The sequence below is a fragment of the Sphingobacterium cavernae genome, assembly GCF_008520265.1.
GTDB lineage: Bacteria > Bacteroidota > Bacteroidia > Sphingobacteriales > Sphingobacteriaceae > Sphingobacterium > Sphingobacterium cavernae.
Window position 1 is genome coordinate 35,422 of the sequence record NZ_VIQM01000040.1, and the last position, 12,388, is coordinate 47,809.

A 12,388-nucleotide genomic window follows, 5' to 3' on the forward strand; every position below is an offset into this window, starting at 1 on the left:
CTAATTATTAAGACAGCTGTCTTATTGATGACAATTATAAACTGAAAAATCAAGTTAAAAATGAGTAATCCTTGTGTTATAGGAGTAGATTTCGGGAGTGATTCCGTTCGTGCAATCTTAGTAGATGCGACTAATGGCAAAGAGTTGGCGTCTAGAGTTAGTTATTATCCCAGATGGAAAAAAGGACTATACAGTAATCCGTCCATCAATCAGTTTAGACAACATCCACTCGATTATTTAGAAACATTAACACAAGTTATTACAGGCTGTGTGGCTGCTGTAGGTGAAGAGATTGCAAGTCGTGTGGCAGGAATTTCAGTGGACACGACAGGTTCTACACCTGTTGCTGTGAATAGAGAAGGTACACCATTAGCCTTGACGGAAGAGTTTGCGGACAATCCAAATGCAATGTTTGTGCTTTGGAAAGATCATACCGCTATACGAGAGGCAAGTGAAATAAATCAACACGCTAAAAATTATAAAACCGATTACCTCAAGTATGTAGGTGGAGTATATTCATCAGAATGGTTTTGGGCGAAAATATTACATGTGCTGCGTGAAGACCAAAAGGTGCAACGTGCAGCTTATACTTGGGTGGAACATTGCGATTGGATTCCATTTGAGTTGGTAGGCGGTAAAGACGTTACATTGCTGAAAAGAGGCGTTTGTGCTGCTGGTCATAAAGGATTATGGGCAGAAGAGTTTAATGGCTATCCGCCAAATGAATTTTTTACTGCATTAGATCCATTATTAAAAGATCAGGTACAACGATTGGGTGCGCAAACTTATACTTCGGATCAAGCAGTAGGTAATCTTTCTGCTGAATGGGCAGAAAAATTAGGGTTAAGTACAAATGTGGTAATTGGTGTTGGTGCATTTGACTGTCATATGGGTGCAGTAGGAGGAGAAATTGAACCTTATTATTTGAGTAAAATAGTAGGGACTTCGACTTGCGATATCTTAGTGACACCAGAAAAATTAGACTTTACTTTAAAAGGTATTTGTGGACAAGTAAATGGTTCCGTAATACCTAATATGGTAGGATTAGAAGCTGGGCAATCTGCATTTGGGGATGCATATGCTTGGTTTAAAAACATCTTAATGTGGCCCTTACAAAACATCTATGAAATAGAAGAGTCGAAACTGCAAGAGATAGAATCGACTCTTCTTTCAAAATTAAGTGAGCAAGCTGCTGTAATCAAACCGGATGTAAAACATCCTTTGTCTGTTGATTGGCTCAATGGTCGTCGTACGCCATTTGCCAACCAAAATTTGAAAGCTTCTCTATTGGATCTTAATCTTGCTTCGGATACAGTTTTAGTATTTCGTGCCATTGTAGAATCTACATGTTTTGGAGCGCGCAAAATCGCGGAATGTTTTATCGAACAAGGCGTGCCTGTAAAAGGTGTCATTGCGATGGGAGGTATACCAAAAAAATCTCCATTTATTATGCAGATGATGGCTGATATTTTGAAAATGCCGATTAAAGTACATAAGTCAGATCAAACTTGTGCTTTAGGCGCAGCAATGTTTGCTGCAGTTGTAGGCAATGTGTATTCAAATGTAGAAGATGCTATGCAAAATATGGGACATGGATTTGAAAAAACGTATGTGCCAAACAAAGAAGTGGTATCTATTTACCAAGAGCGATATGAAAGGTATTTAGCGGCAGGAAATGTTTTAGAAAATAATTTATACGATGTACAATAATATTAAAGAGGAAGCATACGAAGCAAACATGAACTTAACCAAATTAGGTTTGGTGAAGTTTACGTTTGGGAATGTCAGTGTTTTTGATCGTGAGAAAGGTGTATTTGCGATCAAACCAAGCGGTGTTCCTTATGAAATTTTAAAAGCAGAAGATATAGTCATTGTGGACTTGGATGCACAAGTAGTGGAAGGTAAATTACGCCCATCATCCGATACGAAGACCCATGCAGTATTGTATAAAGAATGGCCAGAATTGGGGGCTGTCGTTCACACACACTCTGTCTATGGTACAGCTTGGGCACAAGCAAATAGAAATATCCCAATTTATGGTACTACACATGCAGATCATTTAACAAAGGATATTCCATGTGCGCCGCCAATGGCAGACGAAATGATTGAAGGCAACTACGAATACCAAACAGGGTATCAGATCGTCAATCATTTTAGAGAAGCTGGACTAAACCATGAAGAAATACAAATGATTTTAGTCGGTAATCATGCTCCATTTACATGGGGAAAAGATGGGCAACAAGCTGTTTATAATGCTGCTGTATTAGAATACGCTGCTGAATTAGCCTATTTGTCAGAGGGAATTAATCCGAAAATTCAGCGTCTTAAAGCTTCCTTGATTAAGAAACATTACGAACGTAAGCATGGGAATAACGCTTACTACGGACAATAATAAACTATCAAAAACCTAAATAAAAACATGATATCATTAAAAACTTTAGAAGTTTGGTTCATCACAGGGAGTCAAGATCTATACGGAGAGGAAACATTACGTCAAGCTGCAGATCATTCCAAAGAAATAGCAACATATTTTGATCAGCACGAAGGAATTCCTGTAAGTATCGTATTTAAACCTATCGTAAGAAATACAGAAGAAATTTATAAAACAATATTAGAAGCAAATAATACACAAAATTGTATTGGTTTGATTACTTGGATGCATACGTTTTCACCTGCGAAAATGTGGATTCGTGGTTTACAAATTTTGAATAAACCGTTATTGCATTTACATACTCAATATAATCGTGATATTCCTTGGGATTCAATTGATATGGATTTTATGAATCTTAATCAGAGTGCACATGGAGATCGCGAATTTGGTTTTATAGTTTCTAGAATGCGTCTTGCGCGTAAAGTTGTGACAGGACATTGGCAAGATCCAGAAGTCATAGATCGTATTAACGTATGGGCGCGTGCTGCAGCCGCTTGGGCGGATTGGCAAGGCGCTAAGTTTGTACGATTTGGTGATAATATGCGCTACGTTGCAGTGACAGAAGGTGATAAAGTAGAAGCAGAATTAAAATTTGGATTTTCGGTAAATACACATGGAATTGGGGATTTAGCAAAAGAAATTGATACTATTTCTGATGATGCGGTTCAAGCTTTATTGAAGGAGTATGAGCAAGAATATATCATGTCGGAAGATGTACTCGAAGGCGGTAAATTTCGATCCAATGTATATGATGCCGCAAAAATTGAATTAGGATTGCGTTCTTTCTTAGAGAAAGGAAATTATAAAGGTTTTACCGATACGTTCGAGGATTTATATGGTTTACCGCAATTACCAGGGTTGGCAGTACAACGCTTAATGGCTGATGGCTATGCTTTTGCTGGGGAAGGTGACTGGAAAACTCCAGCTATGGTGCGTGCATGTAAGGTAATGGCAACTGGATACGAAGGTGCGAATGCATTCATGGAAGATTATACCTATCATTTTGATCCTGCAAATGCGATGGTATTGGGGTCGCATATGTTAGAAGTAGATGCTTCATTAGCGGCTAGCAAACCAAAATTAGAGGTTCATCCATTGGGTATTGGTGGTAAAGCAGATCCAGCACGTCTGGTATTTGATGCTAAAGGAGGACCAGCATTCAATGCTTCATTGGTCGACATGGGCGATCGTTTCCGTTTGGTCGTAAATACTGTTCAGGGTTTAGACGTGACTAATGAATTACCAAAATTGCCTGTTGCACGTGTACTTTGGAAGCCAGAGCCAGATATGAAGACAGGATGTTCGGCTTGGATATATGCAGGAGGTGCTCACCATACGGTTTATAGCCAAAATCTTACAAAAGAGTATATGGAAGATTTCGCGCGAATCGCTAAATTAGAATTAATCGTTATTGACCAATCTACCCAACTTGACCAATTTGAGAAAGAGTTGAGAAATAGCGAATTGTATTATAAACTAACCAACTAAATCTGCAATAATAAACCTATGGAAAAGTTTGCAACAATTGACTACGTCATTTTTTTAATTTATTTCATCGTAGTCGCCGGATATGGCTTTTGGGTATACGTGAAGCAAAAGAAAGAATCGGCAAGTAGTAAAGATTATTTTTTGGCTGAAGGCTCATTAACGTGGTGGGCTATTGGAGCCAGTCTTATCGCATCGAATATTTCTGCTGAGCAGTTTATCGGGATGAGTGGTAATGGATTCGAAGTAGGTATCGCAGTAGCTGCCTACGAATGGATTGCCGCTATCGCCCTTATTATTGTTGCAGTATGGTTTATTCCTGTATATCTTAAGAATAAGATATTTACGATGCCTCAATTTCTGAAGCAACGTTATAATGAAACAACCAGTCTTATCATGGCGATATTTTGGTTGTTTTTATACGTTTTCGTAAACCTAACTTCAATCCTTTATTTAGGTGCATTAGCTATCAGCAATTTGGGTGGTGGTGATTATTTTCACATTATCATGCTTGCACTCGCTGTATTCTCTATCATCATTACACTGGGTGGAATGAAAGTAATTGGATACACGGACGTGATTCAAGTAGTGGTGTTGATCGTAGGTGGATTTGCTACAACCTATGTTGCCCTTATCTTGGTATCTGAGCATTTTGGTATGGGTAAAGATTTCATTGCTGGATTCAAGCAATTGATGGTCGATTCTCCGAAGCATTTTAATCTGATAGTCGATAAACCTACCGCAGACAGCACACAAGAAGAAGTTAATAAATACTTGATGCTTCCGGGTATTGGAATGTATTTAGCCGGTATTTGGATTGTAAACTTAAACTATTGGGGATGTAATCAATATATCACACAGCGCGCTTTGGGTGCAGATTTAAAAACTGCACGTACAGGTATTTTATTTGCTGGTTTCTTAAAATTATTGATGCCTATTATCGTTATGTTGCCAGGTATTGCAGCATATGTATTATACAAAAACGGCGCTTTGCAGGAAGAAATGGCTCCAGGTGGTAATTTTCAAGCGGACAATGCATATTCAGCTATTTTAGGTTTCTTACCTAATGGAATGAAAGGCCTTTCACTAGCAGCTTTGACTGCTGCGATTGTCGCATCTTTAGCGGGTAAAGCAAATAGTATTGCTACCATCTTTACCATGGATATTTACAATAAATATATCAATAAGGAAGCTTCAGAAACAAGACTTATTAATGTTGGAAAAATCACAATTATTGTTTCCATCATTATTTCTGTATTCTTTACTTGGGATGACTTATTAGGAATCGGTGGAGCTGGTGGATTTACATTCATCCAGAAATACACAGGGTTTATATCTCCAGGTGTATTTGCAATGTTCTTGTTGGGTATGTTCTGGAAAAGGACAACAGGTACAGCTGCTATTGTAGGTTTAATCACAGGATTCTTATTATCAATCGTGTTTAACAACTTCGCGCCAGCATGGTTTGGTCCAGAAACATTCCTTTACACAGCTTACATTAATAAGTTTGGTGAATACGAAATTCCATTCCAAATCTGTATGGGACTTGCATTTATGTTTACAATGATTGCCATGATAATAGTAAGTTTATTTGGACCAAAAGACAATCCAAAAGGATTAGAGTTGGATTCAAAAATGTTTAAAGTTGAGCCTTCTGTAATGATTATGATCGTATTGACAATATTGATTGTTGGTGCATTATATGTGAAATTCTGGTAATTTTAATTATATAAAAAACCAATCTTATGAAATCAAAATATTTAAGTTTCCTATTTGCAGGAATATTATTAGCAAGCTCTTGTCAGAATGGCAAAACTAATCAGGCAACATCAGAGCAGGGTAAAATTGATAGTACAGTCTTTTATACGAATTTCGATAATAAGGATGTATTGCAATATGTGATTGGGAATGATAAGGTGAAGGTAAGTGTGACAAATTTTGGCGCACGAATAGTATCGCTTATCGTTAACGATAAAGCAGGTAATCCGGTGGATGTCTTGTTGGGATATGATACTGCTGATGAATTTATTAAGAATACTGATAATTTCTATGGTGCAGTTGTTGGTCGTTTTGGTAATCGTATAGGTAATGCGACTTTTACCATTAATGGTCAGAAATATGAGTTGGAAAAAAATGATGGTGATAACTCGTTGCATGGGGGGACAAATGGTGTATACAACAAAGTTTGGGATGTTAAGTCCCATTCAGGTGAATCCATTACTCTAGAGTATCTATCTCCAGATGGCGAAGCTGGTTATCCAGGAAATGTGACTATGCAAGTTACTTATAAAGTAAACGCTAATGGAGGTTTAGAAATAGACTATTCTGGTGTGACGGATAAAGAAACTATTTTGAATTTAACCAGTCATGGTTATTTCAACTTGAATGGCGAAGGTGATACTACTATCTTGGATCATGAGCTTTGGATTGATGCTAATAAAATCACAGAGGTGAATAAATCATTAATTCCAACAGGTAAAAGCATTAATATTTTGGGAACTGCCTTTGATTTCACAAAACCAAAATTAATTGGCAAAGACATCAATAGGTCAACAGATCAACTTAAATACGGCCAAGGATATGATCACAATTTTGAATTAAATAAAAAAGAGGGCTTCGCTGAGGTTGCAAGTTTGTATGCGCCAAATACAGGCATTGAAATGAAGATTTTGACTACGGAGCCAGGATTGCAATTTTATAGTGGAAATTTCATGTCAGATGAGGACCCTAAAGGCAAAGGTGGAAAAGCGTATCCATTCCGTGCAGCATTATGTTTGGAAACACAACATTTTCCAGATGCGCCGAATCATGATAATTTTCCATCTACAACCCTTCGACCTGGCGAAAAGTATACTTCCAAAACGGAGTATAGATTCTCAGTTAGATAACATTTCATATAATTTATAGTTTGATTATGAAATACTTTATTAGCTGTGTTCTTTTATTGTTGATAGTTTCGCAACCAATTTGTGCGCGCGCTAACAGTAAACCTATTCAGATTTTAAGTCCAAATAAGGATATTGAAGTTTCTGTATGGACAACTCCTGAAGGCGAGATCAAATACAAAATTATGCGTAAAGGAAAGCTTGTATTGGAGAATTCTCAATTGGGATTGAGAACGACACAACAAGATTTTTATAAATTATTGTCGTATAAAAATGCATCGGCTAATAAAGTAATTTCTAAATCATATACTGCCATACAGGGCAAAAGAAAGAATAATACATACAAAGCCAATGAGCAGGTGTTAACATGGCAGAATGCTGAAAATAAAACAATTCAGATCTGTTTTCAATTATCAGATGAAGGATTAGTGTTTAGGTATGTTTTACCAAATTATTCCAGCCAGACAGATTACATCGTAGAAGAAAAAACAAGTTTTAATTTTTTAGCATCCGCTAAAGGTTGGTTACAGCCTATGGCTATAGCCAAGACAGGTTGGGAACAAACAAATCCATCCTACGAAGAACATTACCAAAAGGAAATTCCTGTTGGTACGCCAGAAAGTACAAAGACGGGGTGGGTATATCCTGCATTATTTGAATCTGAGAATAATTGGGTGTTAATTACCGAATCTGGTTTAGAACGTAATCATTCTGCCAGCAGATTGCATTTCGAATCGCCTAATGGAGAATATCGCATTGCGATGCCTGATCCGAGAGAGACTATCAAAGACAATAATCTCTACAGCAAAATTGAAAATAATTTTGAATCGCCATGGCGAGTAATCGCTGTGGGTGACCTTAATAATATAGTGGATTCTGACATAGCAAATGCTGTGGTACAGAAGCCAAATACGACCATTCCATCTTGGGTAAAGCAAGGTAAATCATCTTGGAGTTGGATAAATACGAAGGATGATTTCATCGTTTACGATGAGCAAAAGAAATATATCGATTTTGCTGCCGACATGAAGTGGCAGTATTGCTTGATTGATGTCAATTGGGATACTAAGATTGGTTATGAAAAAATGACAGAGCTGAGTAAATATGCACAAAGTAAAAATGTAAACTTACTGTTGTGGTATAATTCGGCTGGCGATTGGAATACAGTTGGGTATACTCCCAAAAATCAACTGCTAACAAGAGAATCACGCCGTGCAGAGTTCAAAAGACTTCAAGACATGGGTGTCAAAGGCGTAAAAATTGACTTCTTTGGTGGGGATGGACAATCAGTCATTGCATATTATATTGATATATTAGAAGACGCGGCAGACTTTGAGTTGCTGGTAAATTTTCATGGGGCGACATTACCACGTAGTTGGTCCTCGATTTATCCTCATTTGATGACAGTAGAAGCTGTTCGTGGCTTTGAAATGGTTACTTTCATGCAAGAGGATGCAGACAGACAAGCTGAAATTTCGAGCATATTGCCATTTACACGTAATGTGTATGATCCAATGGATTTCACACCTATGAATCTTTCCAAAATTAATAGCCAAGTACAGAGAAGAACAACAGCTTCATTTGAATTGGCAACTAGCATTTTGTTTTTGTCAGGAATACAGCATTATGCAGAGTCACCTGAAGGAATGAAAGCTGTGCCTGAAATCGTTAAAAATCTTTTGAGAAATTTACCTGATCAATGGGAAGATAGCAGATTTATTAGCGGCTATCCTGGAAAGGATGTTGTGATTGCACGGAAAGCAAAAGACACATGGTATGTTGCAGGAATTAATGGGGAAAATACAGCAAAAAATATTCAATTGGATTTGACTCCGTTTTCAGGAAAGAAAATATTGAAAATAGCGGATGGAAAGGAACAGGATTCATTCCTTATAGAGGATAATCTATCAAATAAAAAATTAACAATTCCACTTCAACCTAATGGTGGTTTTGTGCTAATGATACAATAGCCTAATTATAAACATCTATTATGAAAAAGAACTTTTTAAGCAAAGCACTGCAATCGGGTGCAGTGCTCAGCATGCTATTTATGTTACAGACCAGTCAAGCCCAGGTTGCTTCGAATACTGTAAAATTAAATACATCGGACAAAAAGATAACCATTAACAAACACATTTACGGACATTTTGCCGAGCATTTAGGTCGCTGTATTTATGGCGGGTTTTATGTTGGCGAAGAAAACAAAACTATTCCACATACAGCTGGTGTTCGTAACGATATTGTTGAAGCACTAAAGAAATTAAAAATTCCAAATTTACGTTGGCCGGGAGGATGTTTTGCGGATACTTACCACTGGAAAGATGGGATTGGTCCTAAAGATAAGCGACCTACAATCGTCAATACATGGTGGGGAGGAGTAACCGAAAATAACAGTTTTGGCACACATGATTTCTTAAATATGTGTGAGCTGTTGGAAACAGAGCCATATCTAGCAGGCAATGTAGGTAGCGGTGAAGTACAAGAATTAGCCGATTGGGTGCAATATGTCAATCACAGTGGTACAAGCCCAATGGCTGATCTACGCCGTAAAAATGGAAGAGAGAATCCTTGGAAAGTAAAATATTGGGGTGTAGGTAACGAAGCATGGGGATGCGGCGGTAATATGACACCTGAATATTATTCGGATATATACCGCAAGTATTCCACATTTATGTCGGACTGGACGAATACAGGCGGATTGTACCGCATCGCTTCGGGCGCAAATGGTGGGGATTATAATTGGACGGAAGTGCTGATGAAAAAAATCCCGCATAATATGGTTGATGGATTGGCTTTGCACCATTATTCAAATGTAGAATGGAATAAAAAAGGTCCTGCAACGGGTTTTACAGACGAGCAATATTTCAAAACAATGAAGTCTGCTTGGCAAATGGAAGAGTTGGTTACAAAACACTCAGCTATCATGGACAAGTACGATCCGAGAAAAAGAGTGGCATTAGTCGTTGACGAATGGGGTGGTTGGTATGAAGTAGAACCCGGTACGAATCCAGGCTTCTTGTATCAACAAAATACGATGCGTGATGCGATGATTGCAGGCGTAACATTAAATGTATTTAACAATCATGCTGAGCGTGTTCGTATGGCAAACTTAGCACAAACAGTGAATGTGTTGCAAGCTGTTATCTTGACCGAAGGTGACAAAATGATTTTGACACCTACGTACCACGTAATGGAAATGTACAAAGTTCATCAAGATGCAACTCTGATTCCACTTTCACTGCAAAGCAAAGACTACACTTTTGGAAACGAAAAAATTCCAGCAATTCATGCTTCTGCATCGACTAAAGACGGGGAGACACATATTTCATTAGTAAATATTGATCCAACAACAAAACATGAAATTGTCATTGACTTAGATAAAAATTATAAGGATGTGAAAGGAAGAATATTGACTTCCAAATCGTTGACAGACCACAATACTTTCCAAGTGCCAGATAAAATTAAACCTACGGTTTTCAATGGTGCTAAAGTGTCAAATAATCAATTAAAAGTCGAATTACCAGCCTATTCTGTATTGGTTCTTAATTTGAAATAATATGTATTTAAAAGGGAAAGTTATAAAAAGCTTTTCTACCAATTAGTAAACAAATGAAACTTAAACAATATATAGTATTAGCAGCTCTGGCAATCCAGAGTTTGGAATTTAGTAATGCGCAACAGAAATCGTTAGTTGTAGATATCAATAAATCGACAGCTAAAATCAACCCAAATATGTGGGGTGTATTTTTTGAAGATATCAATATGGGCGCCGATGGCGGGATCTATGCTGAATTAATTAAAAATAGATCATTTGAATTCTTCAGACCGATGATGGGCTGGAAAAATTTGGGTACTGTAAAAGAGGGTAACTACCTTATTCTGAATCGCCAAATGAATAGCGAAGCGAATCCACGTTATTTACGCGTAGCAAAAAATAGTTCAAATAATAGTCCTATTGGCTTGCGAAATGAAGGTTTTCGCGGAATGGGCGTGAAACAAAATAACACATATGAATTTTCTTTGTGGTATCGTCAACCGGCTCCAGGGATTTCAATTCGAGTAGAATTAGTCGATAGCAATGGGGAAGTAATTGGTAAAACTTCATTGAAGCCTTCTCAAGCAAATAATCAATGGCAATATCAGGAAGTTAGCTTTACGTCTAGTAAAACAGATCCAAAAGCCAACCTTCAAATTTGGTTTGATGGCGAAGGAACAATCGATGTGGATATGATTTCATTGTTCCCAACAGATACGTGGAAAGGTCGTAAAAAAGGTCTTCGTGCCGATATGGTTCAAACATTAGCTGACTTGAAGCCTGGATTTATTCGTTTTCCTGGAGGATGTATCGTAGAAGGGTTTGATCTTTCGCAACGCTTTCAATGGAAAAAAACTGTAGGTCCTATCGAGAGCAGACAACTAATCGTAAATCGTTGGAATACTGAATTTGCGCATCGTTTGACACCAGATTATTTCCAAACTTTCGGACTTGGTTTTTATGAGTATTTCTTGTTAGCTGAAGACTTGGGCGCAGAGCCTTTACCAATTTTGAATTGTGGTATGGCTTGTCAATTCAATACGGGTGAGGTAGTTCCTTTGGATCAGTTGGATGAATATGTACAAGATGCATTAGATCTTATAGAATTTGCAAATGGTTCAGTGAATACACAATGGGGTAAGTTACGTGCCGACATGGGACATCCTGCACCATTTAATTTGAAGATGTTAGGTGTAGGTAATGAAAACTGGGGTCCGCAATATGTAGAAAGGTTAAAAGTATTTCAAGATGCATTGAAAAAGTATCATCCAGAAATTGAAATCATAGCAAGCTCTGGTACAGATCCAGAAGGCGAACGTTTTGAATATTTGGACAAAGAATTGCGTGCGATGAAAATCGATATCATCGATGAGCATTTTTACAGAAGTCCAGAGTGGTTCTTGTCGAATGTGACACGATATGATAACTATGACAGCAACGGACCGAAAATTTTCGCTGGCGAATACGCTTCACATAGTAAAAACAATAAAAAACCAGAGTATCGTAATAACTGGGAAGCCGCATTATCCGAAGCCGCATTTTTGACTGGTGTAGAGCGTAATGCAGATGTCGTTCAATTAGCATCTTATGCACCATTGTTTGCTCATATTGACGGTTGGCAATGGACACCAGATTTAATTTGGGTGGATAATCTTAATGTGTTTGTGACGCCTAGCTACCACGTGCAGAAAATGTATAGCACCAACAAAGGAACTGATGTAGTACCATTCTTACGCGATGGAAATAATATAACTGGTCAGGATAATATATATGGTTCTGCTGTGGTCGATAAAAATACAAATGAGCTAGTTCTAAAAATCATAAATGTGGGTGAATCTACACAGCAGCTAAATATTGATTTGAAAGGAATTAAAAAATCACAAGGCAAAGCGGAAGTTACTGTTTTACAACATGACGATCCTTTAGCGCATAATGAAGTAGGAAAAGCACCTTCTGTTTCTCCTGTAACATCAGAAGTGAATTTCAAAGGCAAAAAGTTAGCCTATACTTTGAAAAGTAAATCAGTCAACCTAATCAAAATAAAATTATAAG

At 37.6% G+C, this 12,388-nt stretch carries 8 protein-coding genes; all 8 read left to right on the forward strand.

The window, feature by feature from the left end; translation table 11 throughout:
• The first annotated feature begins 60 nt into the window (after positions 1-60).
• From FLS47_RS07795 to FLS47_RS07830, 8 genes are read left to right on the forward strand one after another with little or no spacing between them, the layout of a single operon-like run.
• Positions 61-1,710 (forward strand): ribulokinase, encoded by a 1,650-nt coding sequence (locus FLS47_RS07795; protein ID WP_149913812.1) that lies wholly within the window; start codon positions 61-63, stop codon positions 1,708-1,710.
• Positions 1,700-2,392, forward strand: a complete 693-nt coding sequence (araD, locus tag FLS47_RS07800) for an L-ribulose-5-phosphate 4-epimerase AraD (RefSeq protein ID WP_149913813.1) — start codon at positions 1,700-1,702, stop codon at positions 2,390-2,392. Before FLS47_RS07795 ends, araD begins: the two co-directional genes overlap by 11 nt.
• A 27-nt stretch (positions 2,393-2,419) precedes the next feature.
• Positions 2,420-3,919 (forward strand): L-arabinose isomerase, encoded by a 1,500-nt coding sequence (gene araA, locus FLS47_RS07805; RefSeq protein ID WP_149913814.1) that lies wholly within the window; start codon positions 2,420-2,422, stop codon positions 3,917-3,919.
• An 18-nt stretch (positions 3,920-3,937) separates the two neighbouring features.
• Positions 3,938-5,635 carry a sodium:solute symporter family transporter gene (locus FLS47_RS07810; protein WP_149913815.1) on the forward strand — a complete coding sequence of 566 codons (1,698 nt, stop codon included), beginning with the start codon at positions 3,938-3,940 and terminating at the stop codon, positions 5,633-5,635.
• Positions 5,636-5,661: 26 nt separating this feature from the next.
• Positions 5,662-6,804 carry an aldose epimerase family protein gene (locus FLS47_RS07815; RefSeq protein WP_149913816.1) on the forward strand — a complete coding sequence of 381 codons (1,143 nt, stop codon included), beginning with the start codon at positions 5,662-5,664 and terminating at the stop codon, positions 6,802-6,804.
• A 26-nt stretch (positions 6,805-6,830) separates the two neighbouring features.
• Entirely contained in the window at positions 6,831-8,771 is a 1,941-nt protein-coding gene (locus FLS47_RS07820) for a glycoside hydrolase family 97 protein (protein WP_149913817.1), read from the forward strand.
• Positions 8,772-8,791: 20 nt separating this feature from the next.
• A complete protein-coding gene (locus FLS47_RS07825; RefSeq protein WP_223225181.1) occupies positions 8,792-10,357 on the forward strand; it encodes an alpha-N-arabinofuranosidase in 1,566 nt (521 codons plus the stop codon).
• A 53-nt stretch (positions 10,358-10,410) separates the two neighbouring features.
• A complete protein-coding gene (locus tag FLS47_RS07830; RefSeq protein WP_149913818.1) occupies positions 10,411-12,387 on the forward strand; it encodes an alpha-L-arabinofuranosidase C-terminal domain-containing protein in 1,977 nt (658 codons plus the stop codon).
• Position 12,388 lies beyond the last annotated feature (1 nt).

Coding starts and splice junctions, on each gene's coding strand:
- araD (WP_149913813.1), top strand. CDS start 1,700: ATGTACAATAATATTAAAGAGGAAGCATACGAAGCAAACATGAACTTA.
- FLS47_RS07820 (WP_149913817.1), top strand. CDS start 6,831: ATGAAATACTTTATTAGCTGTGTTCTTTTATTGTTGATAGTTTCGCAA.
- FLS47_RS07795 (WP_149913812.1), top strand. CDS start 61: ATGAGTAATCCTTGTGTTATAGGAGTAGATTTCGGGAGTGATTCCGTT.
- araA (WP_149913814.1), top strand. CDS start 2,420: ATGATATCATTAAAAACTTTAGAAGTTTGGTTCATCACAGGGAGTCAA.
- FLS47_RS07810 (WP_149913815.1), top strand. CDS start 3,938: ATGGAAAAGTTTGCAACAATTGACTACGTCATTTTTTTAATTTATTTC.
- FLS47_RS07825 (WP_223225181.1), top strand. CDS start 8,792: ATGAAAAAGAACTTTTTAAGCAAAGCACTGCAATCGGGTGCAGTGCTC.
- FLS47_RS07815 (WP_149913816.1), top strand. CDS start 5,662: ATGAAATCAAAATATTTAAGTTTCCTATTTGCAGGAATATTATTAGCA.
- FLS47_RS07830 (WP_149913818.1), top strand. CDS start 10,411: ATGAAACTTAAACAATATATAGTATTAGCAGCTCTGGCAATCCAGAGT.